Below are 25663 nucleotides of genomic sequence, written 5' to 3' on the forward strand. Positions count from 1 at the left end.
GGGGACCGGTTCTCGCGGAAGGCGCCCCGGGGCCCGCGGCGGCGGGACCTTCGTACGCGCACGGCCCGCCGCTGCGGCGACCGGACCGGGTCCGTGGCGGCACGCGGAACGGCCCGCCCCCGTTGACTCGGGAGGCGGGCCGTCCGTACCGGCCACTCATCTGCTGCCACGCCCGTCACCGCGTGGCGGTCAGGCGGCGGCCGGGATCCTCTCCTGCGCCGTGGCCGACGCCGGGGCGAGGGCGATCTCCAGCACCTGGCGGACGTCGGTGACCGGGTGGACGTCCAGCTTCTCCAGGACCTCGGCCGGGACGTCGTCCAGGTCGGCCTCGTTGCGCTGCGGGATCACCACGGTGGTGATGCCCGCACGGTGCGCGGCCAGGAGCTTCTGCTTGACGCCGCCGATCGGCAGCACCCGCCCGGTCAGGGACACCTCGCCGGTCATCGCCACATCCGTACGGACGAGCCGTCCGGAGAGCAGCGAGGCCAGGGCGGTCGTCAGGGTGACGCCGGCGCTCGGGCCGTCCTTGGGGACCGCGCCCGCCGGGAAGTGGACGTGCACGCCCCGGTCCTTGAGGTCGCCGACCGGAAGCTCCAGCTCCGCCCCGTGGGAGCGCAGGAAGCTCAGCGCGATCTGCGCGGACTCCTTCATGACGTCACCGAGCTGACCGGTCAGGGTCAGTCCGGAGGCGCCGGTCTCCGGGTCGGCGAGGGACGCCTCGACGAAGAGGACGTCACCGCCCGCCCCGGTCACCGCGAGCCCGGTCGCCACACCCGGCACGGCGGTGCGCCGCTCGGCCGGGTCCTGGGCGGACTCGGGCACGTGGTGCGGGCGCCCGATGAGGCCGCGCAGGTCGGCGTCGGTCACCGCGAACGGCAGCTCGCGGTCGCCCAGTTCGTGCTGGGCCGCGACCTTGCGGAGCAGCCGGGCGACGGACCGTTCCAGGTTCCGTACGCCCGCCTCGCGGGTGTACTCCCCGGCCAGCTTGCGCAGCGCGGACTCCTCCAGGATGACCTCGTCCTTCTCCAGTCCGGCCCGCTCCAGCTGGCGCGGGAGCAGGTGGTCCCGGGCGATGACGACCTTCTCGTCCTCGGTGTAGCCGTCGAGGCGGACCAGCTCCATGCGGTCGAGCAGGGCCTCCGGGATGGCTTCGAGGACGTTGGCCGTGGCGAGGAAGACGACGTCGCTGAGGTCGAGTTCGACCTCCAGGTAGTGGTCGCGGAAGGTGTGGTTCTGCGCCGGGTCGAGGACTTCGAGGAGGGCGGCGGCCGGGTCGCCCCGGAAGTCGGAGCCGACCTTGTCGATCTCGTCGAGCAGGACGACCGGGTTCATCGAACCGGCCTCCTTCACCGCCCGCACGATCCGGCCGGGGAGCGCGCCGACGTACGTACGCCGGTGGCCGCGGATCTCCGCCTCGTCCCGGACCCCGCCGAGCGCGACGCGGACGAACTTGCGGCCCATGGCGTGCGCGACGGACTCCCCGAGCGAGGTCTTGCCTACGCCGGGCGGGCCGACGAGGGCGAGCACCGCGCCGCCGCGGCGGCCGCCGACGACTCCCAGCCCCCGGTCGGAGCGCCGCTTGCGTACCGCGAGGTACTCGGTGATGCGTTCCTTCACGTCGGCGAGACCGGCGTGCTCGGCGTCCAGGACCTCCTGGGCGCCACGGATGTCGTAGGCGTCCTCGGTGCGCTCGTTCCAGGGCAGTTCGAGGACGGTGTCCAGCCAGGTGCGGATCCAGGAGCCCTCGGGGGACTGGTCGCTGGACCGCTCCAGCTTCTCGACCTCCTTGAGCGCGGCCGTACGGACGTGCTCGGGCAGGTCGGCGGCCTCGACGCGGGACCGGTAGTCGTCGGACTCGTCCTCCGGGTCGCCGTTGAGCTCGGACAGCTCCTTGCGTACGGCGTCGAGCTGGCGGCGCAGCAGGAACTCCCGCTGCTGCTTGTCCACACCCTCCTGGACGTCCTTGGCGATGGACTCGGCGACATCCTGCTCGGCGAGGTGTTCGCCGAGCCACTGGACGGCGAGCTTCAGCCGGGCGACCGGGTCCACGGTCTCCAGGAGCTGGACCTTCTGCGCGGTGGAGAGGAACGGGGAGTATCCGGAGTTGTCGGCGAGCGCGGAGACGTCGTCGATCTGCTGCACCCGGTCCACGACCTGCCAGGCACCGCGCTTCTTCAGCCAGCTGGTGGCGAGCGCCTTGTACTCCTTGACCAGCTCGGCCACGGACCCGGGCAGGGGGTCGGGGGCGGCGCTCTCCAGCACGGTCCCCTCGACCCAGAGCGCCCGGCCGGGCCCGCTGGTCCCGGCGCCGATGCGGACCCGGTCGCGCGCCCGGATGAGCGCGCCGGGGTCGCCGTCGCTCAGGCGTCCGACCTGCTCGACGGTGCCGAGGACACCGGTCCCCGTGTACGTGCCGTCGATGCGCGGAACCAGCAGCACCTCGGGCTTGCCGCCCCCGGAACGGGCGGCGGCCTGCGCGGCCTCGACGGCGGCACGCACCTCGGCGTCGGACAGGTCCAGCGGCACCACCATGCCGGGCAGGACGACCTCGTCGTCGAGCGGCAGCACGGGCAGGTCGATCGGTGTGAACGCCTGGGACTCGTTAGTCATGATCTCCCCTTCGGCAGGCAAGTTGAGCTATGTGGACTCAATGCTCCTGAGCCGCCGAATGTTCCCCGGCCCCTGTTCGCTCTGAGCGATCACCCGTTGCCGCCCCTGCCCCGCCGCGTCCGGCACGGCGCCGACGGGTTCCCGGAGCGATCGCGGACAGGCACCCCGCACAGCGCCTGTATGCAGCGGCCGCACAGCACCTGTATGTAGGGGAGCGTTCCGGGAGGGTCGGCTGTTCCCGGCCGCTCCGATCTCCGCGCGCCCTCCCCCGGCCCTGAGCTCCGCCCCTTTTTCGGTGGCGCCGGGTGGGGGCCGGACATGAGGATGGGCGGGTGCCGACTGCCTCGGCCAGAGAACGGAGAGCCCACGCCATGTCCTCGACGCCCGCTCCCGACGACCTGGCCCCGGCGCGTTCCGGCCGGGCCGCCGAGGCTCCCGTCGTGCTGGACCGACGCGACGGTCCGTTCGGGGAGGTGGTGCTGCGGGGGCGTGGGGAGCACTTCGAGATCATCGCCAACGGCTGTTTCCTGATGGACACCTCCGACGGGCGCTCCGAGCGGCTGCTGGTCGACGCCGCGCTGGCCGCCCTGCCCGCCGGACGGAGAGGCCCCTCCGTACTGATCGGCGGGCTCGGGGTGGGGTTCTCGCTGGTGCGGGCCGCCGAGGAGGGGCGCTGGGGGCGGATCGTGGTCGTGGAGCGGGAGGAGGCGATCGTCGACTGGCACCGGGACGGGCCGCTGGGGCGGATCTCCGGGGCCGCGCTCGCCGACCCCCGGACCGCGATCCTGCGTGCGGACCTGGTGGACCACCTCCGTACCGCCACGGAGCGTTACGACGCACTGTGCCTGGACATCGACAACGGACCCGACTGGACGGTCACGGAGGGCAACACCGGCCTCTATTCGGCCACCGGCCTGGCGCACTGCCGCGACCGGCTGCACCCCGGCGGAGTGCTCGCCGTCTGGTCCGCGCAGCCGTCACCCGCTTTCGAGCAGGCGCTGCGGAATGCCGGATTCAGTGAGGTTAGGACCGAAGAGATCGCCGTTGCCCGAGGTGTGCCCGACGTGGTCCATCTCGCACTCCGGCCCGCCTGACCCCCTCCCGGGCACCCCCCGCCCGGCGCTGGCACGGGTCAACCGGCACAAGGCCGACGATCCGCCCGCCCGACCGCCGCGAGCGGGCACCTTCGGGGCAACACCCTGCGTAGCCGGGAGCCCTCCGCTGCCTTTACGCTGCTGACCGGCACACGGATCACCCACGAAATCCACGAGCGAAGACCGTGCCTCCGGGAATGGCTCCCGCGGGAACGGGCAGGGGCGGGGCGATGGAACAGACACACACCACCCATAACGGCGTCGCGGCCACTCCCGGCGCTCAGCGCCGTGTGCTGGTGGTCGAGGACGACGCGACGATCGTCGACGCCATCTCCGCCCGGCTGCGGGCGGAGGGGTTCCTCGTGCAGACCGCGCTGGACGGCCCGGCGGCCGTGGACGCGGCCGAGGCCTGGCAGCCGGACCTGATGGTGCTCGACATCATGCTTCCGGGCTTCGACGGTCTGGAGGTCTGCCGCCGGGTGCAGGCCTCGCGCCCGGTGCCGGTGCTGATGCTCACCGCGCGCGACGACGAGACGGACATGCTGGTCGGCCTCGGGGTCGGCGCCGACGACTACATGACCAAGCCGTTCTCCATGCGCGAGCTGGCCGCCCGGGTGCACGTGCTGCTGCGCCGGGTGGAGCGGGCGGCGCTGGCCGCCGTCACGCCGCGCAGCGGGATACTGCGCCTGGGCGAGCTGGAGATCGACCACGCGCAGCGCCGGGTCCGGGTGCGCGCCGATGACGTCCACCTCACGCCCACCGAGTTCGACCTGCTGGTCTGCCTCGCCAACACCCCGCGCGCCGTGCTCTCCCGGGAGCAGCTGCTGGCGGAGGTGTGGGACTGGGCGGACGCCTCCGGCACCCGCACGGTCGACAGCCACATCAAGGCGCTGCGCCGGAAGATCGGCGCGGAGCGCATCCGTACGGTGCACGGCGTGGGCTACGCCCTGGAGACTCCGGCGCCATGAGCCGGCCAGGGCCCACGATGCGGCCCTTCTCCATCAAGGCCAAGCTCGGCACGCTCGTCGTGGTGTCGGTGTTCATCACCACCGGGCTGCTGATCGTCGCCCTGCGGACGCGGACCGAGTTCCAGTTCATCACCGTGTTCTCGGTGATCGCCACGCTGCTGATCACCCAGTTCGTGGCGCACGGTCTGACCGCGCCGCTGGACGAGATGAGAGCGGTGGCCCGGTCCATCTCGCACGGCGACTACACCCGCCGGGTCAGCGGCGCCGGGCGGCGGGACGAGCTGGGCGACCTGGCGCAGACGATCAACCGCATGGCGGACGATCTGGAGGCGGAGGACCGGCACCGCAAGGAGCTCGTCGCCAACGTCAGCCACGAGCTGCGCACGCCCATCGCGGCGCTGCGGGCCGTGCTGGAGAACGTGGTGGACGGGGTGTCGGCCGCCGACCCCGAGACGATGCGCACGGCGCTGAAGCAGACGGAGCGGCTCGGCCGGCTGGTGGAGACGCTGCTGGATCTGTCCCGTCTGGACAACGGGGTGGTCGCGCTCAAGGCACGCCGTTTCGAGGTGTGGCCGTATCTTTCGGGCGTACTGAAAGAAGCCAATCTCGCCGCCTCGCAGCGACGCCTGTCGTCGGGTTCGGGCAACCACTCCCGTACGGATGTCCACCTGCATCTGGACGTGTCGCCGCCGGAGCTCACCGCGCACGCGGACGCCGAGCGCCTGCACCAGGTGGTCGCCAACCTCATCGACAACGCGGTCAAGCACAGCCCGCCGCACGGCCGGGTCACGGTGCTGGCGCGGCGCGGCGCGCACCCGGAGTCGCTGGAGCTGGAGGTCGTCGACGAGGGCCCCGGCATCCCGGAGGCGGAGCGCCACCGGGTGTTCGAGCGGTTCAACCGGGGCCAGGCGCCGTCCCCGCACGGCCCCGGCAGCGACGGCGGTACGGGGCTGGGGCTGGCGATCGCCCACTGGGCGGTGGATCTGCACGGCGGGCGGATCGGAGTGGCCGAATCCGCGCGGGGCTGCCGCATCCAGGTCACCCTTCCGGGCATTCCCGAGCAGCGCGGTTGACGACACGGTTGACGGCGGGCCCCGGAGTTCGAGGACGGGCCCTGGAGTTCGAACCGGAAGGGTGCGTTCTCCATGTCCCTGCCGGAGGAGATACGGTCGGACGACCGTATCCACGGTCCTGCGTGTTCCGGAGTGCAGTGGAACCTCGCTGGCTTCCCGCCATTTCCTGCGCCGAAACCCGCCTTCCGATGTGATGTGCACGACGAAGCACCGGCCCGGTCTGCAAGGAACGGTTTGGGGGGCGTAGCCTTGATTTCCGCTGTCCATCACCTTGTGAAGCGGAAGAGGGCGGTTGCCGCCGTGTCGTCTCAGTCCCCCAGTAACTCAAGCGTCTCGACCGACCAGACCGGTCCGGGCACCAACCCGGCCGCCGCGTTCGGCGCCAACGAATGGCTCGTCGACGAGATCTACCAGCAGTACCTCCAGGATCCCAGTTCGGTCGACCGCGCCTGGTGGGACTTCTTCGCCGACTACAAGCCGGGTTCGTCCGGCGCGGCGGACAAGCCCGCTCCCGGCGCCGGCGCCTCGGGGGCCGCGGTGAGCGAAGCCCCGGCCGCGACCGCCCCGGCGCAGGCCGCCCCCGCCAAGCCCGCGCAGGCCGCCGCCCCGGCGGCTCCGGCGAAGGCGGCTCCCGCCCAGGCCGAGCAGGCCCCGGCCAAGCAGGCTGACGGCGCCTCCGCCCCGGCCCCGGCGAAGCCCGCCGCGTCGAAGCCCGCGGCCGCGAAGCCCGCCGCCGCGCCCGCCAAGGCGAAGCCCAAGGCCGACGAGTCCACCGAGGCCCCGGCCGGTCCGGAGTACGTGACGCTGCGCGGCCCCTCGGCCGCCGTCGCGAAGAACATGAACGCCTCGCTGGAGCTGCCGACGGCCACGTCCGTCCGCGCGGTCCCGGTGAAGCTGCTCTTCGACAACCGCATCGTCATCAACAACCACCTCAAGCGCGCCCGCGGCGGGAAGATCTCCTTCACGCACCTCATCGGGTACGCGATGGTGCAGGCCCTCAAGGCCATGCCGTCGATGAACTACTCCTTCGCGGAGAAGGACGGCAAGCCGACCCTGGTCAAGCCGGAGCACATCAACCTGGGTCTCGCCATCGACCTGGTGAAGCCGAACGGCGACCGCCAGCTGGTCGTCGCGGCCATCAAGAAGGCCGAGACGCTCAACTTCTTCGAGTTCTGGCAGGCGTACGAGGACATCGTCCGGCGCGCCCGCATCGGCAAGCTCGGCATGGACGACTTCACCGGCGTCACCGCCTCGCTGACCAACCCCGGCGGCATCGGCACCGTGCACTCGGTGCCCCGCCTGATGCCCGGTCAGGGCCTCATCATGGGCGTCGGCGCGATGGACTACCCGGCGGAGTTCCAGGGCACCTCGCAGGACACCCTCAACAAGCTCGGCATCTCCAAGGTCATGACGCTCACGTCGACCTACGACCACCGGGTCATCCAGGGCGCCGCCTCCGGCGAGTTCCTGCGCGTGCTGTCCCAGCTGCTGCTGGGCGAGGACGAGTTCTACGACGAGATCTTCAAGGCGCTGCGCATCCCCTACGAGCCGGTCCGCTGGCTCAAGGACATCGACGCCTCGCACGACGACGACGTCACCAAGGCCGCTCGGGTCTTCGAGCTGATCCACTCCTACCGGGTCCGGGGCCACGTCATGGCCGACACCGACCCGCTGGAGTACCACCAGCGCAAGCACCCCGACCTGGACATCACCGAGCACGGCCTGACCCTGTGGGACCTGGAGCGGGACTTCGCGGTCGGCGGGTTCGCCGGCAAGACGATGATGAAGCTCCGCGACATCCTGGGCGTGCTGCGCGAGTCGTACTGCCGCACCACCGGCATCGAGTTCATGCACATCCAGGACCCGAAGCAGCGCAAGTGGCTCCAGGACCGGGTGGAGCGCCCGCGCCCGAAGCCCGAGCGTGAGGAGCAGCTGCGCATCCTGCGCCGGCTGAACGCCGCGGAGGCGTTCGAGACCTTCCTCCAGACGAAGTACGTCGGCCAGAAGCGGTTCTCGCTGGAGGGCGGCGAGTCCGTCATCCCGCTGCTCGACGCCGTCCTGGACTCCGCCGCCGAGGCCCGCCTCGACGAGGTCGTCATCGGCATGGCCCACCGCGGCCGCCTGAACGTGCTGGCGAACATCGTCGGCAAGTCGTACGCCCAGATCTTCCGGGAGTTCGAGGGCAACCTCGACCCGCGCTCGATGCACGGCTCCGGGGACGTCAAGTACCACCTGGGCGCCGAGGGCACCTTCACCGGTCTGGACGGCGAGCAGATCAAGGTCTCGCTGGCCGCCAACCCCTCGCACCTGGAGGCGGTCGACCCGGTCCTGGAGGGCATCGCCCGCGCCAAGCAGGACATCATCAACAAGGGCGGCACGGACTTCACGGTCCTGCCCATCGCACTCCACGGCGACGCGGCCTTCGCGGGCCAGGGCGTCGTCGCCGAGACGCTCAACATGTCGCAGCTGCGCGGCTACCGCACCGGCGGCACCGTGCACGTGGTGATCAACAACCAGGTCGGCTTCACCGCCGCCCCGGAGTCCTCGCGCTCCTCGATGTACGCCACCGACGTGGCGCGCATGATCGAGGCGCCGATCATCCACGTCAACGGCGACGACCCGGAGGCCGTGGTCCGCGTCGCGCGGCTCGCCTTCGAGTTCCGGCAGGCGTTCAACAAGGACGTCGTCATCGACCTCATCTGCTACCGCCGCCGCGGTCACAACGAGGGCGACAACCCGGAGTTCACCAACCCGCAGATGTACACCCTGATCGACAAGAAGCGCTCGGTGCGCAAGCTCTACACCGAGTCCCTCATCGGTCGCGGCGACATCACGCTGGAAGAGGCGGAGCAGGCTCTCCAGGACTTCCAGGGCCAGCTGGAGAAGGTGTTCGCGGAGGTCCGCGAGGCCACCTCGCAGCCCGCCGCCCCGCACGTCCCGGAGCCGCAGGCCGCGTTCCCGGTGGCGCTGGACACCGCGGTCTCCGCGGAGGTCGTCAAGCGGATCGCCGAGTCCCAGGTCAACATCCCCGAGTCGATCACCGTGCACTCGCGTCTGATGCCGCAGATGCAGCGCCGCGCCGCATCGGTGGAGAACGGGACCATCGACTGGGGCATGGGCGAGACACTGGCCATCGGGTCGCTGCTGATGGAGGGCACCCCGGTCCGCCTGGCCGGTCAGGACAGCCGCCGCGGCACCTTCGGCCAGCGCCACGCGGTCCTGGTCGACCAGGTCACCGGCGAGGACTACACCCCGCTGCTGTACCTGGCCGACGAGCAGGCCCGGTACAACGTCTACGACTCGCTCCTCAGCGAGTACGCGGCGATGGGCTTCGAGTACGGCTACTCACTGGCCCGCCCGGAGTCGCTGGTCATCTGGGAGGCCCAGTTCGGTGACTTCGTCAACGGCGCGCAGACCGTCGTGGACGAGTTCATCTCCTCGGCCGAGCAGAAGTGGGGCCAGACCTCCGGCGTCACGCTGCTGCTGCCGCACGGCTACGAGGGCCAGGGCCCGGACCACAGCTCCGCCCGCCCGGAGCGCTTCCTCCAGATGTGCGCGCAGGACAACATGACGGTCGCGATGCCGACCCTGCCGTCGAACTACTTCCACCTGCTGCGCTGGCAGGTGCACAACCCGCACCACAAGCCGCTGATCGTCTTCACCCCGAAGTCCATGCTGCGGCTCAAGGCCGCCGCGTCGACGATCGAGGAGTTCACCTCCGGCGGCTTCCGCCCGGTGATCGGCGACTCCACGGTCACGGCGGAGAACGTCCGCAAGGTCGTCTTCTGTGCGGGCAAGCTGTTCTACGACCTGGACGCCGAGCGGGAGAAGCGCGGCGACACGGAGACCGCGATCATCCGGCTGGAGCGGCTGTATCCGCTGCCGGGTGCGGAGATCCAGGCGGAGATCGCGAAGTACCCGAACGCCGAGAAGTACCTGTGGGCCCAGGAGGAGCCGGCGAACCAGGGTGCGTGGCCGTTCATCGCCCTCAACCTGATCGACCACCTGGACCTGGCGGTCGGTTCGGACGTGCCGCACGGCGAGCGCCTGCGCCGCATCTCGCGGCCGCGCGGCTCGTCCCCGGCGGTCGGCTCGGCCAAGCGTCACCAGGCGGAGCAGACGCAGCTGGTCGAGGAGGTCTTCGAGGCCTGAGGCCCCGGCGCGCGGACGTCCCGTACGCCACCTCGCCGGCAGAGGCCCGGCCCCACGCTCGTGGGGCCGGGCCTTCGGCGTTGTATGCCTCGATATCCTGTGCGCATGTACTTCACGGACCGTGGCATCGAGGAACTGGAGAAGCGGCGCGGCGAGGAGGAGGTCACCTTCGAGTGGCTCGCCGAGCAGCTGCGGGCCTTCGTCGATCTCAACCCCGACTTCGAGGTGCCCGTCGAGCGTCTGGCGACCTGGCTGGCCCGCCTGGACGACGAGGACGACGAGGACGCGTAGGGCCCCCGCTCCGGGTCACCGCTCCCCGGCCGCCGGACGCCGGGCCCTGGCCCGTTCGTACGCGAGTCCCAGCGCGCCCTGCGCCAGCAGCAGCGCCCCGGCCGCGGCCCAGCCCCCGCTGCGGCGGCGGGCGCCCCACAGCAGCAGCGGGACCCCGGCCGTGAGCTGGGCGGCCGCCAGGGCGCGGGCCCGGGGTCCGCGCAGCCACGGGCCCATCCGGCCGCTCTCGACCGCGTCGAGTTCGACGCGTACGGCGTCACGCCATCCGGCCCACTCGACGCGCTCCACCCCGGGCTGGACGCCCGCGACACCGCGCAGCCGGTCCGCGCTCTCGCCGGGCGTGAGGCCCGCGGGCAGGGTCACGCCCGTGGCGGTGAGGGCCGCGAGCAGGCCGCGCAGCCGGGTCTCCCCGTTCGCGTCGGGGTCGGGTCGGGTGAGCCGTTCCAGCGCCTGGACGTCCAGCACCGGGTCGAGGCCGAGCCGGGCCGCGAAGGTGCGCATGGCCTCGTCCTCGCCCGCCGGGGTGCCGTCGGCGAGCCAGACGTAGCCCACGGGGCGGCGGAATCCGGCGGCGAGGGTGTATCCGGCCCGGTCGGCGTCCCACCACAGGGCGAGCACCGGCCAGGTGGAGCCGACGGCGAGGGCGGTCGCCCAGCCGCCGAGCACCCGGTCCACCGGCTCGGCCGTCTCCCCCGCCCCGTCGGTCCGCCACGGCTTCCCCTCGGGGACGAGTACGGACCAGCCCTGGCCGGCCCGGGTGAGCAGCAGGGGCTCGCGCAGCAGGTGGGCGAGCGGCCGGACGGTCTCGGGGTCGGCCCGGCACAGCAGGAGGGCTCCGGTGGCTGTCGCGTTCATGGCTCACACGCTAGGGCAATTTGCCTGCCTTTGATGTACTTCGCCCCGGGGTAGCGACCCCCGCCCCGGCCTTGACTTCCCTCATCCGCGATATATCGTGTTCCGTACGAGACGCGATATGTTGCGTCGTCACGCTTTCCAGGAGGTCACATCCATGCCTGTGTCGACGTGGGCCGTAGCCGAGCCCCAGAGGCTGACCTTCGAGGATCCGGTGACGGCGCTCAGCGTCCGCGTCGTCGACGGCACGGTCAACGTCGTCGGGACCGATGAGCCGGGCGCCCGGCTGGAGGTCTCCGCGATCGACGGCCCGCCGCTGATCGTGACCCAGAAGGACGGCCGCCTCACCGTGGCGTACGAGGATCTGCCCTGGCAGGACCTGCTGCGCTGGTTCGACCCGAAGGGCCGCCGCCGCAGCGCGGTGGTCTCCCTGGTGGTCCCGGCCGCCGCCTCGGTGGAGGTCGGTGTGATCGGCGCCGGGGCCGTCGTCTCCGGCATCGACGGGCGTACGGAGGTCCGCGGCATCTCCGGCGACTCCACGCTGGTCGGGCTGACCGGGGCGGTGCGCGGGGAGTCCGTGTCGGGCAGCCTGGAGGCGCAGGGCGTCACGGGGGACCTGCGGTTCCACTCCGTGGCCGGGGACCTGACGGTGGTGGACGGGGCGGGGGCCTCGGTCCGGGCCGAGACGGTCAGCGGGGACATGGTGCTGGACGTCGACCCGTCGGGGAAGCCCACGGACATCCGGCTGACCACGGTCTCGGGCGAGATCGCGATCCGGCTGCCGCACCCGGCGGACGCGAAGGTCGAGGCGAACACCGCGAGCGGGGCCGTGTCCAACGCCTTCGAGGACCTGCGGGTCGGCGGACAGTGGGGGGCCAAGAAGATCACCGGCACGCTGGGCGCCGGGACGGGCAGCCTCCGGGCGACGACCGTGTCCGGTTCCATCGCCCTCCTGCGCAGGCCGCCCGCCGAGGACGACGCGTACGCCGCCGAGCCGACCGGAAAGGTTCTCTGAGATGCCCCCCGTGTTCGCCCACGGCCGCCTGCGCCTGTACCTGCTCAAGCTCCTGGACGGGGCGCCCCGCCACGGCTACGAGGTCATCCGCCTGCTGGAGGAGCGCTTCCAGGGCCTGTACGCCCCCTCCGCGGGCACGGTCTACCCGCGGCTGGCCAAGCTGGAGGCCGAGGGCCTGGTCACCCACGCGACCGAGGGCGGCCGCAAGGTCTACTCGATCACCGAGGCGGGCCGCGAGGAACTGGCGGGCCGCGGCGGCGAACTGGCCGACCTGGAGCTGGAGATCCGCGAATCGGTGGCCGGGCTGGCCGCCGAGATCCGCGACGACGTCCGCGGTGCGGCGGGCCGGCTGCGCAGCGACATGCGGGCGGCCGCCTCCGAGTCCCGGCACGGCGCGGACAACGGGGGCGCCGGGCCCCGGGACCGGCAGTCCTCCCCCTTCGGCGACTTCGGGGACTTCGGCGCCCTGGGCGATCTCGGGGACAGCGAGGCGTGGCGCTCGGCCAAGGAGGAGCTGCGCCGGGCGAAGCAGGAGTGGAAGGAGCAGGCCCGCCGGGCCAAGGACGAGTCCCGGCGGGCCCGCGAGGACGCGCAGCAGGCCCGCCGCCAGGCGAAGGAGGCCCAGGACCGGGCGCGCGAGCAGATGCAGACCGCCGCCCGCCAGGTCCAGGAGCACTTCGCGCGGGGCGACTGGCCCTCCGGCGTACGGGAGGGCCTCGCCGAGATCACCGGCCAGCTCGGCGGCTTCGCCCGGACGGGCACCTGGCCCCCGTTCGGCAAGCCGGAGCAGGGTGACCGGGGCGCGGCCCCGGCTCCGGGGCCCGACCCGTTCGCGAAGGACACCACCGCCGACGCCGGGTCCGCCGACGCCAGGTCCGCCGCCGACGGATCCGCCGCTGAGGGTGCGCGCCCGGACTGGGCCGGAGACGTCCCGGTCACGGACGACCCGGTGCGCGATCTGGACCGGCTGCTCGACCGCTTCCGCGACGGGGTCCGGGACGCGGCCCGCGACCACGGGGTGTCCGGGGCCCAGCTCGCCGAGGCCCGCCGCCACTTGGGCGCGGCGGCGGCGCGGATCGAAGCGCTGCTCACGCCGGAGACCCGGGACGGCGATGGCGACGGCGCTCAGGGGTGACCGGCTTCGCGGGGCCGGCGTGACCGGCTTCGCGGGGCCGGGGCGACGGCGCGGAGGGCCGCGGAGGCGTCGAGGGTAGCCAGGGACGCGGCAGGAACCCTTCAGGGGCGGTCAGTTGGCCCGTGCGGCCCGCTGCCCCGCGCGGTCACCTCCACCCGCGCCCCGGGCCGGGCGAGGACCAGCAGGCGGCCCCCGTGCCGGGCCTCGCCACCCAGCAGGCGGCCCGGCCCGGCGACGGAGACCCGCCAGCCGTGGGCGGACGGCGGCAGGGACAGGTGAAGCCGCGTGCCCGCAGGTCGCGGAAGTGGCGCTCGGTGCTTGACGCGGTCTACGGGGTCGGGCGAAGCACGATCTTCCCGAACAGGTCGCCGGACTCCAGCCGTTCGAACCCCTCTCGGGCCCGGTCCAGCGGCAGCACCTGGTCGATGACCGGCCGCACCCCGGTGTTCGCGCAGAAGGCGAGCAGGTCCTCCAGCTCGTCCTTGGACCCCATGGTGGAGCCCACGACCCGCAGTTCCAGGAAGAAGATCCGGGTCAGCTCGGCGTGGGCGGGGCGGTCCCCGCTGGTGGCGCCCGAGATGACCAGCGTGCCGCCGGGGCGCAGCGACTTGACGGAGTGCGACCAGGTGGCGGCCCCGACGGTCTCGATGACCGCGTCCACGCGCTGCGGGAGCCGGGCGCCGGGCTCGTACGCCTCCAGCGCGCCGAGTTCGACCGCCCGCGCCCGCTTGGCCGCGTCCCGGCTGGTGGTGAAGACCCGCAGCCCGGCGGCCTTCCCGAGCACGATCGCGGCCGTGGCGACGCCGCCGCCCGCGCCCTGCACGAGGACGGAGTCGCCGGGCCGCACCCCGGCGTTGGTGAACAGCATCCGGTAGGCGGTGAGCCAGGCGGTCGGCAGGCAGGCTGCCTCCTCGAAGGAGAGTTCCTTCGGTTTGGGCAGCACATTCCAGGTGGGCACGGTGACCTGTTCGGCGAAGGTGCCCTGGTAGCGCTCGGTCAGGATGGAGCGCGGCTCCTTCGGCCCGACGCCGTGCCCCGACTGCCCGATGACGGAGTGCAGGACGACCTCGTTGCCGTCCTGGTCGACGCCCGCGGCGTCGCAGCCCAGGATCATCGGCAGCCGGTCCGGGGAGAGTCCCACGCCCCGCAGGGACCAGAGGTCGTGGTGGTTGAGGGAGGCGGCCCGGACGGTGACGGTGGTCCACCCCGGCCGGGCCTCGGGCGCCGGGCGCTCGCCCAGCTCAAGGCCGTCGAGGGGCTGGTCGGGGTCGATGCGGGCGGCGTAGGCGGCGAACATGGCTCGACGATAGGCGGGGCGGGACGGGCGCGTAACCGCCCGCGGGTGTGACGCACGCCAAGTGAGCCGGGCCGCCCCCGCCGCAGGCGGCCCCGGCACCGGAGGATCCGGCACCGGAGGACCTGGCGCGCGAGCGGGGCCCGTACCCGAGCGCATCGGCGACGAGTTCGGCGGTGGTCGCCCGGCACGCGCGGGCGGGGCCCGTACGCGTACAGGCCCCGCCCGGTCGGTTGCCGCTCAGTGCGGTGTCAGCGTCGCGCCACGCCCTCCGCACGGGCCGCCGCGGCCACCGCCGCGGTGACCGCCGGGGCGACCCGCTCGTCGAACGGCGACGGGATGACGTAGTCGGCGGCCAGTTCGTCGCCCACCACGTCCGCGAGGGCGTTCGCCGCGGCGATCTTCATGCCCTCGGTGATCCGGGAGGCCCGGACCTGGAGGGCGCCCGCGAAGATGCCGGGGAAGGCCAGCACGTTGTTGATCTGGTTGGGGAAGTCCGAACGCCCGGTCGCCACGACGGCCGCGTACTTGTGCGCGACCTCCGGGTGGACCTCCGGGTTCGGGTTGGCCATCGCGAAGACGTACGCGCCGGGGGCCATCGAGGCCACCGCCGCCTCCGGGACCGTGCCGCCGGAGACGCCGATGAAGACGTCCGCCCCGGCGAGCGCCTTCTCCAGCGAGCCGGAGATCCCCGCCCGGTTGGTCAGCTCGGCCACTTCGCGCTTGACCTCGGTGAGGTCGTCGCGGTCCCGGCTGACGACGCCCTTGCGGTCGGCGACCGCCACATCGCCGATCCCCGCCTCCAGCAGGAACTTGGCGATGGCCACGCCCGCCGCGCCCGCGCCGGAGATGACGCCGCGCAGGTCGCCGAGCGTGCGGCCGGAGAGCCTGACGGCGTTGCGGAGGGCGGCGAGGGTGACGACGGCGGTGCCGTGCTGGTCGTCGTGGAAGACCGGGATGTCCAGCCGCTCCTGGAGCTTGCGCTCGATCTCGAAGCAGCGGGGTGCCGAGATGTCCTCCAGGTTGACCCCGCCGAAGGAGGGGGCGAGCCGGACGACGGTGTCGACGATCTCGTCGGTGTCGGTGGTCGCGAGCGCGATCGGCACCGCGTCGACGCCGCCGAACTGCTTGAAGAGGATCGCCTTGCCCTCCATCACCGGGAGGGACGCCTCGGGCCCGATGTCGCCGAGGCCGAGGACGGCGGTGCCGTCCGTCACGACGGCCACGACCTGGGACTTCCAGGTGTAGTCGTGGACCAGTTCGGGCTGCTCGGCGATGGCGCTGCACACCTTCGCCACGCCGGGCGTGTACGCCAGGGAAAGGTCGTCCTTGTCCCGGATCGGGACGGTGGCCCGCACGGCCATCTTTCCGCCCCGGTGCAGGGCGAAGGCCGGATCGAAGGGCTCGTCGGCCCCGCCCCCCGCCGCGCTCGGGCGCGGGACGCCACGGTCGGTGGCGCTGCCGGTCGTGCTGCCGGCCGTGCTGTCGCTGCGAGGATTGACGATCTCCGCTGCCATGGTGTTGACCCCTTAAGTCTTCATCGTGTGAGGGTGGCCACTCCTGGTTGAGGAGGGGTGGGCGGGCACCGCGTACGTGCCCCGCACCGGACGGTTGGCCCGTCCCGGCGGGGAGTGGTACGTACGCGCGGGCGCGCCGCACACGCGCCCTGAGCCCCGGATGAGGGGTGTAAACGTCTTTCTTACCGGACGAACGGTGTTACGGACGAGTCCATACCGATGCGGTGACGTGACTCATAGTCGAATTTCTGGACAAGTCGGCAAACCGGCATAAATGCCACTCGACACCCGTGACGTACCGAAGATTCTCCGGCGGGAGGAACGAATCACCACAGAAGGTCCGGTCATGACGTACCGGCCGTTGACGTTCGGGGGTCGCCCGTTATCCGATTTTGACATGGCGGGGACCCTGAGGTGGCCGGTCCGAATGGCAGGATGCCGTCATCACACAAGGTGGCGACACTCGAAGGTGCGTGCCAAGCCGCCCACCAGCACCTCTCCCTCATCTGCCGGAGGATCCCGACATGACCGCAAGCACCACGCGTCGTACGACCGCCAGGGCCCGGATCGCGGCGGCCGGCGCCATCGCGGTCGCCGGCGCCCTGCTGCTCACCGCCTGCGGCGACCAGACCGAGGGTGCCTCCTCCGGGAGCGGCGACGACACGGCCAGCAAGGCCGGCGCACCGCTGTTCTCCAAGCTGCCGGAGAAGTACCGCACGTCGGGTGTGATCAAGGTCGGCACGAACGCCGAGTACGCCCCGATGGAGTCCGTCGAGAACGGCCGGATCGTGGGCGTCGACCCCGACATCGCCGCGGCGCTCGGCAAGCAGCTGGGGGTGAAGTTCGAGTTCACCTCCGGCTCCTTCGACGGTCTGATCACCGCCCTGAACTCCGGCCGCCACGACATCGCCATGTCGTCCATCACGGACACCAAGCAGCGCCAGGAGGGTCTGGACGACTCCGGCAAGAAGCTGGGTCCCGGCGTCGACTTCGTCGACTACTTCCTCGCGGGCACCGCGGTCTACACCAAGAAGGGCAACCCGCAGAACATCAAGTCCATCGAGGACCTGTGCGGGAAGCCCGCGGCGGTGCAGCGCGGCACCACGTACGAAGAGGCCCTCAAGAAGCAGTCCAAGGCCTGTACGGACGGCGGCAAGCAGGCCGTCAAGATCGAGTCGTTCGAGAACGACACCGAGGCCCAGACCCGCGTCAAGTCCGGCGGCGCGGTCGCCGGGGTCAACGACTACCCGGTCGCGGTCGACCTGGCCCGCAAGGCGGACGGCGGCAAGGCGTTCGAGGTCGTGGGCGAGCAGGTCGACGCCGGTCCGTTCGGCATCGCCGTCAAGAAGGACAACGCCGGCCTGCGGGACGCCCTGAAGGAGGCCGTCGACGCGATCATCGCCGACGGTTCGTACCAGAAGGTCCTCGACAAGTGGGGCGCCGGTACGGGAGCGATCGACAAGGCCGCCGTCAACGGCGGCAAGTGACCGGACGCTCCACTGAAGGGCAGTCACCATGACTGACAAGTTCGACAAGGCACCCGCCGGCTCACCGGCCGGCCAGGTGTCCGTCTCCCCGGCCGCCACCGCGGCCCCGGAGAACATCAAGGCCATCCCCGTGCGTCACGTCGGCCGCTGGATCAGCGGCGCCGTGGTCATCGGCCTCCTCGTCGCCCTCGGTTACGCCTTCTCCCAGGGCAACATCCAGTGGCAGGCGGTGGGCGACAAGCTGTTCGACAGCAACGTCGTCGCCGGTGCGGGCCGCACGCTGCTGATCAGCGTCCTGGCCATGGTGCTGGGCGTGCTCCTCGGGGTCGTCCTGGCCGTGATGCGGCTCTCGAAGAACCCGGTCACCAGCTGGGTGGCCTGGCTGTACATCTGGTTCTTCCGGGGCACCCCGGTCTACGTACAGCTGCTGCTCTGGTTCAACCTGGCGCTGATCTTCCCGATCCTGAACATCCCGTTCATCTACAAGGACGAGATGACGGACGTCATGACGCCGTTCATGTGCGCCCTGCTGGGCCTGGCCCTGAACGAGGCCGCGTACATGGCGGAGATCTGCCGCGCGGGCATCCAGTCGGTCGACGAGGGCCAGACCGAGGCGTCGCACGCGCTCGGCATGACCCAGGCGAAGACCATGCGCCGCGTGGTCCTCCCGCAGGCGCTGCGGGTGATCATCCCGCCGACCGGCAACGAGTTCATCAACATGCTGAAGACCTCCTCGCTGGTCTACGCGGTCACCTACAACGAACTGCTCCGCTCCACCTCGCAGATCGGCTCCACGTCGTACGCGGTGATGGAGATGCTGTTCGTCGCGTCCATCTGGTACATCGTCATGACCAGCGTGTTCAGCGTCGGCCAGTACTACCTGGAGCGCCGCTTCGCCCGCGGCTCGCTGCGCTCGCTGCCGCTCACCCCGTGGCAGCGCGTCAAGGTCAACCTCGCCGCGTTCAGCAACCGGCCCTCCGGAGGTGTCTCCTCATGACCACTCCCATGGTGAAGGCCGAGGGCGTCCACAAGTCCTTCGGCGCCGCCCACATCCTCAAGGGCATCGACCTGGAGGTCGCCCCGCGTGAGGTGTTCTGCCTCATCGGCCCGTCCGGCTCCGGCAAGTCGACCTTCCTTCGGTGCATCAACCACCTGGAGAAGATCAACGCGGGCCGGCTCTCGGTCGACGGCGAGCTGGTCGGCTACCGGCAGCGGGGCGACAAGCTCTACGAGCTCAAGGACAGCGAGGTCGCGCTCCAGCGCCGGGACATCGGCATGGTCTTCCAGCGCTTCAACCTGTTCCCGCACATGACGGCGCTGGAGAACGTCATGGAGGCGCCGGTCCAGGTCAAGGGCGAGGCCAAGGCCGTGGCGCGGGCCCGCGCCGAGAAGCTGCTGGACCGGGTGGGCCTCGCCGACAAGGCGAAGAACTACCCCTCGCAGCTCTCCGGCGGCCAGCAGCAGCGCGTGGCGATCGCCCGCGCACTGGCCATGGAGCCGAAGCTGATGCTCTTCGACGAGCCGACGTCGGCGCTCGACCCGGAGCTGGTGGGCGACGTCCTGGACGTCATGCGGGGCCTCGCCGACGACGGGATGACGATGATCGTCGTCACCCACGAGATGGGCTTCGCCCGTGAGGTCGGTGACGCGCTCGTCTTCATGGACGACGGCGTGGTGGTCGAGTCGGGTCACCCGCGCGATGTGCTGACGGACCCGCAGCACGACCGGACGAAGTCGTTCCTGTCGAAGGTGCTGTAGCCGGGACCGGTACGGAGGAGGGCGGTACGGAATCCATGTCCGTACCGCCCTCTTTCCTTCGCGCGCACCTGCTGCGCCGCGCCCCCGCGTGGTCGCGGCCCGCTTCACCGGTCGCCGTTCCACCGGTCGCCGTTCCACCGGGCGCTGTTTCCGCGGGCGCTACTTCACCGCGAGGACCAGGCTGTCCGAGGGCGAGGCCCAGACCGCGCGGGCCTCACCGAAACCGGAGGCGACGAGCGTGCGGGCGTGCCAGTCGGCGGAGGGGGTGTCGCCGTCCGCGTGCTCGCCGTAGATCCGGAAGCGTTCGGCGGTGGGTCCGGCGAGCACCGGGTCCTCGGCGGCGACCGCCCACCACTCGGCCCAGTCCAGGGCGCCCGCGGCCTTGGCCCGGTCCATCGCGGCGTGGCGGTGGGCGCGCTCGGCGGCGTTGATGCGGGGGGTGGCGGGGTCGACGGTGTGGTCGGCGTTCATGAAGACCCCGCCGTCCCGGACGAGCCCGCCGAGCTGCCCGTAGAGCACGGCCAGCGGTTCGCTGTGGAGCCAGTGCAGGGCGGTGGCGGTGAGGACCGCGTCGTACGAGGTGTGGGGCAGCCGGGCGGTCCAGTCCGGGTCCTTGAGGTCGGCGGTGACGAAGGTGACCCGGTCGTCGCCCTCGAAGGTGCCGCGGGCGATGGTGAGCAGCGCGGGATCGAGATCGACACCGGTGCTCGTGGCGCCCGGGAACCGCCGGAAGAGCCGGTCCGTGATACTTCCCGTACCGCACGCGAGGTCCAGCACCCGCGGTTCCGGCCCGACGACCGCCTCGACCATGTCCAGCATCACCCGGAACCGCTCCTCGCGGTCGGGCATGTACCACTCCTGCTGCCGGTCCCAGCTCTCCTGCCAGGACCGCCAGTCGGTGCCTGAAGCCGTCTCCGTCACCCGAACCTCCTCGTAATACCCATGGATCACTCTCGACCATTACACTTGCCGATGCCCCGACTTTAGACCGACGCCGTAAGGACTACAAGTGGATCTGGCCTCTTACTCGGACTACGCCGTGCGCCTGGTCAACACCGAGGAGCCGGCCCGCAACACGGACACGCTCACCTCCGTCGAGGCGGTCCGGGAGCTGTTCGGCGGCAGCCAGCAGGCGGCCCGGCGGGCGACGGAGTCGGACGTGACCCGGTTCCGTTCCGTACGGGCCCGGCTGCGCGCGGTCTTCGAGGCGGCCGACGACGGCGAGGAGACTCTCGCGGTCGACCTGCTCAACTCGCTGCTGCTGGATTTCCCGGTGAGCCCGCAGATCTCCGGGCACGACTTCCGGGACGAGGACGGCAGGCCGGACTGGCACATGCACCTCGCCGACCACCCCTCCAACGCCACCGCCGGGTACGCGGCCATCGCGGCGATGGGCCTGGCCTTCCACCTCACCGGGCACGGGGTGGACCGGCTCGGCCTCTGCGAGGCGCTGCCCTGCCGCAACGCCTACCTGGACACCTCCACCAACCGGTCCCGGCGCTACTGCTCCGACCGCTGCGCGACCCGGGCCAACGTGGCGGCCTACCGGGCCCGCAAGCGCGAGGAGGCCGAACGCACCGGCCGCAGCGCGGAGAGCGCCCAGCCCGCCACCGCGCTCAGCGAGCGCTGACCCTTCGCCAGGGGCCGGTAGCGGGCCCGCACCCGGGCGAGGACCAGCTCGGCGGGGACGACCCCGTAGTCCGTGCTGTCCCCGCCCGCGAAGGTGTTGTCCCCCCGCACCCACCAGCCCCCCGGCCGCCGCTCGGTGGCGCGCTTGACGACCAGCAGATCCTGCTGGAAGGGGTGGAGCAGGATGACCACGTCCCCGGGGCGCACCGGCGCACCGTACTGCACCAGCAGCAGGTCCCCGTGGTAGAGCGTGGGCACCATCGAGGGTCCCGTCACCTCCACCACCCGCCACGGCCGCCGCCCGCCCCGTCCGCCTCCGGACACCCGTCCCCGCTCCGGCACCTCGGCCACCTCCCGCTCCCGCGCTGACACCCGGTCCCGGACACCGCGTCCGTCCCGCGTACCACTCCGTACATTCGGCCGACGGCCCGGTCCTCACCCCGGACTTTTGACCTAAGCCCCTGGGGCAGCCACGGAAAGCGGCGCTCCACGGAGTAATGTCCCACCTGAGAAGACGATCACGAGGAGGACAGCTCCATGCTTTCCCGCCTGTTTGCCCCCAAGGTGAAGGTCAGCGCCCACTGCGACCTGCCCTGCGGCGTGTACGACCCGGCCCAGGCCCGCATCGAGGCCGAGTCGGTCAAGGCCGTCCAGGAGAAGTACCAGGCCAACGAGGACGCCGACTTCCGCACCCGCGCCGTCCTGATCAAGGAACAGCGCGCCGAGCTCGCGAAGCACCACGTCTCGGTGCTCTGGAGCGACTACTTCAAGCCCCCGCACTTCGAGAAGTACCCGCAGCTGCACCAGCTCATCAACGACACCCTGAAGGCGCTCTCCGCGGCCAAGGGCTCGAACGACCCGAAGACGGGCGAGAAGGCTCTTGAGCTGATCGCCGAGGTCGACCGGATCTTCTGGGAGACCAAGAAGGCCTGACCACGGGCAGGACCGGCTGACCCGGCTCCCGGCCCGGTCAGCCGCCCACCCGACCGCACCCGCTCCGCCGCCCCCCCTGATTCGTCGGGGGTGGGCGGGGCGGGTGCGGTTCTTTTTGCTTGGTGCGGTGCGGGTGCGGTGCGTGTGCAGCGGTGCGTGGCGGCTCGTCGTGGCGGTCAGGTGTCGCGCAGCAGGTGGCGGTAGCTGGCCGGGGTGCGCGCGAGGAACTGCGCGAAGCTCGTCGCCGGGTGGCCGGTGAGAGTGGGTACCGCGTCGGACACGGCGGCCAGTTCGCCGTTCGCGATGGCCTCGTACGAGGTGACCCAGCCGGCCAGCTCCCAGTCCTCGGCCCCGTAGCCCGCTCGCGAGGCGTAGGCCTCCTCGCGGGTCTCGGGGACGTAGGTGACGGGGCGTCCGGTGGCCCGGCTCAGCTCCTCGGCGGCCTCGGCGAGGGTGAAGGCCTCGGGTCCGGTGAGGTCGTAGGTCCGGCCGTCGAGGCCGAAGGACCCGTCCAGCAGTACGGCCGCCGCCGCGTCCGCGATGTCCTCGTGGGCGACGGCCGCCACCCGGCCGTCGCCGCCCGGACCGCGCAGCACACCGTCCGCCCCGGTCATCGCCGGGAGTCCCGCGAGGTACCAGTTGTCCCGCAGGAAGGTGTGGCGCACCCCGGCGGTACGCAGGTGGGCCTCGGTGTGCCAGTGGTCCCGGGCGAAGGTGAACGTGGCGTCGAGCGCGGCGCCTTGGAAGGACACGTAGACGATCCGCTCCACGCCGACCGCCACGGCCGCGTCGATCGCGGTGGTGTGCTCGCGTACCCGGTCGGGACTTTCGTGCGCGGAGACCAGGAACAGCGTGTGCGCCCCGTCGAGCGCCCGGCGCATGGCCTCCCCGTCCCCGTAGGCGGCGGCCGGAGCGCGGTCCGCGCCGGGCAGGTCGGGCAGGCGGGCCGGGTCACGGCCGAGCAGGCGTACGGGTACGCCGGTCCGGGCGAGCCGCCGGGCCACCCGGCCGCCGACCGCTCCGCTCGCTCCGGTCACCGCGGTCAGGGGGCCGGTCACTGGATCGCCTTCCTCTCGTTGCCTCCCGCACCTGGGGCGGGACGGGGCCGGTGGGCGGTGGCCCAGGTCCGAGCGTCCGGTCACCGGCCCCGTTTCCGTACAGCATCCCAGCGGGCGGTGCCGCCCGGGTGCCCTAGAAGGTGCGGCGGCGCGCCCTGCGGGTGGCCACGAGGACCGTCGCCCCGGCGGCCACGAGCACGGCCGCGATGGACCCGATGATCCATTCTCCGCCCCGCGCGCCGGTGTCGGGCAGTTCGTCCGGATCGGTCGGCGAGGGGGTGGGGTGCGGCGTGTGGTCCGTGGGAGCCGGTGTGGGGTCGGTGGGGGCCGGCGTCGGGGTCGGGTCGGTCGGGGTGACCGTGGGGGTCGGCGTCGGATCCGTTGGACTCGGCGTCGGTGTGGGGTCCGTCGGGGTCGGCGTCGGTGTGGGATCCGTCGGGCTCGGCGTCGGTGTCGGGTCCGTCGGGCTCGGTGTGGGGTCCGTCGGGGTGGGCGTAGGCGTGGGATCCGTCGGGCTCGGTGTGGGGTCCGTCGGGGTCGGCGTCGGGTCCGGGGTGCAGGTCGGGAGGTCGCCGTCGAAGGGGTACGCGTGGATCTCCTGGCCGCCCGAGGTCCCCGCCGAGGTGTGGGTGAGGGAACCCGCCGTGTAGAAGCGGCCGTTGGTCCCGCTCATGTTGAGCGTCGTCGTGCTCGTGGGCCGGCCGACCAGGACGCTGCCCTGGAACTGGGCCGGGCCGGACAGCGACAGGGCGGTGGCGTCCGGGAAGTTCCACAGCAGACGTTCGCGCAGGCCCGCGTTGGGCAGCGCGCCCATGTACGTGGCGACGCGGCGGCTGTCGCCGTAGACGTTGACCAGGACGGTCGCGCCCTCCGGAATGCCGTTGAAGACGAAGCCCGTGTTACCGCCGCTCGTGGACAGCAGATCCGCGTCCACGTCGAAGATCTGGATCGCCGACGTGCCGTCGCCGGTGAACGTGGTGGTGTCGCGGACCACCCGCCAGGTGCCGGTGGCCGCGCGGCGCTCGCCGCCCTCGTACGCGTAGCAGCGGCTGGCCTCCGTGAGCTGCGGGCGCAGCGCGGTGAAGGGGGCGGCCGCGTCCGGGTCGCGGCGGGGCGCGGTCGGGGGCACCACCCTGCCGGTGAGTCCCGCGGCGTGGGCGACCCGCCCGGAGTGGCGGCCCTCCTCCGCGATGAGCCGTTCCCCGGCGGCGACGGTGACGTCGCCGCCCACCGTCAGGTAGTCGGAGCCGTCCGGTGGCGGCACCCGCGACCCCACGCCCACGACGCCGATGTTGTAGACCTGCGAGACGCGGTCCCCCTTGTCCATGTCGAACCGGCCGAGGGTGACGATCTTGCCCTCCGCCTCGGCGGCCGCCTCGCGGACCAGGAAGTCGCCGCCCACGTAGATGTTGATGTTGCTGTCGAAGTGGGTCACCGCCCCGTTGTCGGGTTCCCGCCAGTCGGGCGGGCAGGAGCTGCCCAGGCAGGGTCCCAGTCCGCCCGGGAGCGGCTCGGCAGCCGCCGCCGGGGCCAGCACGCCCACCATCGCCGCGGCCATGGCCACGGTCACCGCCGCCCGGACTGCGTTGCCGCGCGTGCGCGCCTTCTGTTCCATGCCGCGCAATATGCATCTTTGATGCTTAGTCGTTTTGTATGACACGCCGCCTTTGTTGCGTTATGCGCCTCAGCGGGCCAGCAGCTTCGCCTCCACCTGGGGGTCGAGGCCCACGGCGGGGCGGTCGGGGCGCTGCGGCGCGAGGCCGCCCCGCTCGCAGAGCCAGGCCCAGGTGTCCGCGACGGTCTCCCCGACCGGGCGGCAGCGCAGTCCGGCGGCATGCGCCTTGGTGTGGCTGCCCTGGTGCATGGTGGCGTGCAGTTCGCCCGGGGGCAGCCAGATCGGCAGGTCGCTCCAGGGCTCGACCCCGGCGGCCAGCAGCACGTCCGGGTCGGTCCAGCGCAGCTCGGCGTCGGACCCGGTGGTCGCGACGCAGGCGTCCAGCAGCTCGCCCATGGTGGCGTGGCCGGACCGGCTGACGGTGTCGTACGGGCCGTTCAGGCCCCGCCCGGCCGCGTCCAGCAGCCAGTCGGCCAGGTCGCGGGCGTCGACGTACTGCAACGCGGTGGTCCGCGGGCCGGGGGCGAGCACCGGGCCGCCGCGGGCGATCCGCGACAGCCACCAGGGCAGTCGGCCGACATTCTCCCCCGGGCCGATGATCAGTCCGGCCCGCGCCAGCAGGGCCCGGTCCCCGAAGGCGTCCAGGGCGGCCAGCTCACCGCCGCGCTTGGCCTGCCCGTAGGGCACGTCCCCGTCCTCGTCCGGTGAGACCCCGGTCACCAGCGGGCTGTCCTCGCCCTGCCCGGCGGGGGTCGGGTAGGCGTACACCGAGCGGCTGGAGACGTACGCGTAGTGCCCGGCCCGGTCGGCCAGCAGCCGGGCGGTGTCCCGTACGGCGGCGGGCGCGCCGCTCCAGGTGTCGACGACCAGGTCCCAGGTCGCGCCGCTCCCCGCGAGCGCCGCGATTCCGGCCGCCCCCGCCGTACGGTCCCCCCTCAGCGCGCTCACGCCGGGCGGGGGCGCGTGGTGGCCGCGGTGGAACACCGTGACCTGCCAGCCCCGCGTCAGCGCCGCGTCGGTGACCGCCCGGCCCACGAACTCCGTCCCGCCCAGCATCAGAAGCCTCATGGCACGAGCCTGCCCACACAGGCGGGCTCCGCCAACCCCGGCACGCTGTCAGCGCAACGGGGAACTTATCGGGGATCACCGCACGTCAGGGGACTCACGCGACGTGCACCGGGT

General features: G+C 72.2%; 21 protein-coding genes. 12 read left to right on the plus strand and 9 right to left on the minus strand.

Going from position 1 to position 25663, the window contains the following annotated elements; genetic code table 11:
• Window positions 1-189: 189 nt before the first annotated feature.
• Window positions 190-2610, minus strand: coding sequence for an endopeptidase La (gene lon / locus ACIRRU_RS02095; RefSeq protein WP_403675003.1), 2421 nt, complete (start codon window positions 2608-2610; stop codon window positions 190-192).
• A 371-nt stretch (window positions 2611-2981) separates the two neighbouring features.
• On the opposite strand from lon, the gene ACIRRU_RS02100 reads away from it, so the two are divergent.
• The 5 genes from ACIRRU_RS02100 to ACIRRU_RS02120 all read left to right on the plus strand — a co-directional run bounded on the left by ACIRRU_RS02100 (window position 2982) and on the right by ACIRRU_RS02120 (window position 10188).
• The gene (locus ACIRRU_RS02100) at window positions 2982-3704 is read left to right on the plus strand and encodes a spermidine synthase (RefSeq protein WP_403675006.1); all 723 of its coding nucleotides are present in this window, start codon (window positions 2982-2984) and stop codon (window positions 3702-3704) included.
• Between the two features lie 230 nt (window positions 3705-3934).
• Window positions 3935-4672, plus strand: coding sequence for a response regulator transcription factor (locus ACIRRU_RS02105; RefSeq protein ID WP_363200890.1), 738 nt, complete (start codon window positions 3935-3937; stop codon window positions 4670-4672).
• A complete protein-coding gene (locus tag ACIRRU_RS02110; protein ID WP_403675009.1) occupies window positions 4669-5745 on the plus strand; it encodes an ATP-binding protein in 1077 nt (358 codons plus the stop codon). The genes ACIRRU_RS02105 and ACIRRU_RS02110 overlap by 4 nt, the downstream gene beginning before the upstream one ends.
• A 300-nt stretch (window positions 5746-6045) precedes the next feature.
• Window positions 6046-9897, plus strand: a complete 3852-nt coding sequence (locus ACIRRU_RS02115; RefSeq protein WP_403675012.1) for a multifunctional oxoglutarate decarboxylase/oxoglutarate dehydrogenase thiamine pyrophosphate-binding subunit/dihydrolipoyllysine-residue succinyltransferase subunit — start codon at window positions 6046-6048, stop codon at window positions 9895-9897.
• A 105-nt stretch (window positions 9898-10002) separates the two neighbouring features.
• Window positions 10003-10188: a DUF6104 family protein gene (locus tag ACIRRU_RS02120; protein WP_363200893.1), complete on the plus strand. Its 186-nt coding sequence runs from the start codon at window positions 10003-10005 to the stop codon at window positions 10186-10188.
• Window positions 10189-10203: 15 nt separating this feature from the next.
• On the opposite strand, the gene ACIRRU_RS02125 is transcribed toward ACIRRU_RS02120, so the two are convergent.
• Window positions 10204-11043 (minus strand): hypothetical protein, encoded by an 840-nt coding sequence (locus tag ACIRRU_RS02125; protein ID WP_403675015.1) that lies wholly within the window; start codon window positions 11041-11043, stop codon window positions 10204-10206.
• A 154-nt stretch (window positions 11044-11197) separates the two neighbouring features.
• Between ACIRRU_RS02125 and ACIRRU_RS02130 the strand changes: the two genes are divergently transcribed.
• Together ACIRRU_RS02130 and ACIRRU_RS02135 are read left to right on the plus strand one after the other, a co-directional pair.
• Window positions 11198-12055 carry a DUF4097 family beta strand repeat-containing protein gene (locus tag ACIRRU_RS02130; RefSeq protein ID WP_403675019.1) on the plus strand — a complete coding sequence of 286 codons (858 nt, stop codon included), beginning with the start codon at window positions 11198-11200 and terminating at the stop codon, window positions 12053-12055.
• A 1-nt stretch (window position 12056) separates the two neighbouring features.
• Complete coding sequence (locus tag ACIRRU_RS02135) at window positions 12057-13190, plus strand: helix-turn-helix transcriptional regulator (RefSeq protein WP_403675022.1); 1134 nt, start codon at window positions 12057-12059, stop codon at window positions 13188-13190.
• Window positions 13191-13518: 328 nt separating this feature from the next.
• Here ACIRRU_RS02135 and ACIRRU_RS02140 read toward each other — a convergent pair whose 3' ends face one another.
• Together ACIRRU_RS02140 and ACIRRU_RS02145 are read right to left on the minus strand one after the other, a co-directional pair.
• Window positions 13519-14487 carry a zinc-binding dehydrogenase gene (locus ACIRRU_RS02140; protein ID WP_403675025.1) on the minus strand — a complete coding sequence of 323 codons (969 nt, stop codon included), beginning with the start codon at window positions 14485-14487 and terminating at the stop codon, window positions 13519-13521.
• Between the two features lie 248 nt (window positions 14488-14735).
• Window positions 14736-16001, minus strand: coding sequence for an NADP-dependent malic enzyme (locus ACIRRU_RS02145; protein ID WP_403675029.1), 1266 nt, complete (start codon window positions 15999-16001; stop codon window positions 14736-14738).
• Between the two features lie 524 nt (window positions 16002-16525).
• Here ACIRRU_RS02145 and ACIRRU_RS02150 point away from each other — a divergent pair.
• The 3 genes from ACIRRU_RS02150 to ACIRRU_RS02160 are packed head-to-tail and all read left to right on the plus strand — an operon-like array spanning window position 16526 to window position 19246.
• Window positions 16526-17488, plus strand: a complete 963-nt coding sequence (locus tag ACIRRU_RS02150; protein ID WP_403675032.1) for an ABC transporter substrate-binding protein — start codon at window positions 16526-16528, stop codon at window positions 17486-17488.
• Window positions 17489-17516: 28 nt separating this feature from the next.
• Complete coding sequence (locus ACIRRU_RS02155; protein ID WP_403675035.1) at window positions 17517-18485, plus strand: amino acid ABC transporter permease; 969 nt, start codon at window positions 17517-17519, stop codon at window positions 18483-18485.
• Entirely contained in the window at window positions 18482-19246 is a 765-nt protein-coding gene (locus tag ACIRRU_RS02160) for an amino acid ABC transporter ATP-binding protein (protein WP_403675037.1), read from the plus strand. Before ACIRRU_RS02155 ends, ACIRRU_RS02160 begins: the two co-directional genes overlap by 4 nt.
• Window positions 19247-19405: 159 nt before the next feature.
• Here the strand turns inward: ACIRRU_RS02160 and ACIRRU_RS02165 are convergent, their stop codons facing one another.
• Window positions 19406-20167 carry a class I SAM-dependent methyltransferase gene (locus ACIRRU_RS02165; protein ID WP_363200904.1) on the minus strand — a complete coding sequence of 254 codons (762 nt, stop codon included), beginning with the start codon at window positions 20165-20167 and terminating at the stop codon, window positions 19406-19408.
• 88 nt (window positions 20168-20255) lie between these two features.
• Between ACIRRU_RS02165 and ACIRRU_RS02170 the strand changes: the two genes are divergently transcribed.
• Window positions 20256-20876: a CGNR zinc finger domain-containing protein gene (locus ACIRRU_RS02170; RefSeq protein WP_403675041.1), complete on the plus strand. Its 621-nt coding sequence runs from the start codon at window positions 20256-20258 to the stop codon at window positions 20874-20876.
• Here ACIRRU_RS02170 and sodX read toward each other — a convergent pair.
• The gene (gene sodX, locus ACIRRU_RS02175) at window positions 20789-21217 is read right to left on the minus strand and encodes a nickel-type superoxide dismutase maturation protease (RefSeq protein ID WP_403675602.1); all 429 of its coding nucleotides are present in this window, start codon (window positions 21215-21217) and stop codon (window positions 20789-20791) included. The two genes, ACIRRU_RS02170 and sodX, sit on opposite strands and share 88 nt — an antisense overlap.
• A gap of 195 nt (window positions 21218-21412) precedes the next feature.
• Between sodX and sodN the strand changes: the two genes are divergently transcribed.
• Window positions 21413-21808 (plus strand): superoxide dismutase, Ni, encoded by a 396-nt coding sequence (gene sodN, locus ACIRRU_RS02180; protein ID WP_363200906.1) that lies wholly within the window; start codon window positions 21413-21415, stop codon window positions 21806-21808.
• 176 nt (window positions 21809-21984) lie between these two features.
• Here the strand turns inward: sodN and ACIRRU_RS02185 are convergent, their stop codons facing one another.
• The 3 genes from ACIRRU_RS02185 to ACIRRU_RS02195 all read right to left on the minus strand — a co-directional run bounded on the left by ACIRRU_RS02185 (window position 21985) and on the right by ACIRRU_RS02195 (window position 25549).
• Entirely contained in the window at window positions 21985-22866 is an 882-nt protein-coding gene (locus ACIRRU_RS02185) for an SDR family oxidoreductase (protein WP_403675044.1), read from the minus strand.
• Between the two features lie 133 nt (window positions 22867-22999).
• Window positions 23000-24481: a choice-of-anchor A family protein gene (locus ACIRRU_RS02190; RefSeq protein WP_403675046.1), complete on the minus strand. Its 1482-nt coding sequence runs from the start codon at window positions 24479-24481 to the stop codon at window positions 23000-23002.
• Between the two features lie 69 nt (window positions 24482-24550).
• Window positions 24551-25549 carry an NAD-dependent epimerase/dehydratase family protein gene (locus tag ACIRRU_RS02195; protein ID WP_403675048.1) on the minus strand — a complete coding sequence of 333 codons (999 nt, stop codon included), beginning with the start codon at window positions 25547-25549 and terminating at the stop codon, window positions 24551-24553.
• Window positions 25550-25663 lie beyond the last annotated feature (114 nt).

The sequence above is a fragment of the Streptomyces sp. NPDC101181 genome, from assembly GCF_044767975.1.
In the GTDB taxonomy this organism is placed as follows: domain Bacteria; phylum Actinomycetota; class Actinomycetes; order Streptomycetales; family Streptomycetaceae; genus Streptomyces.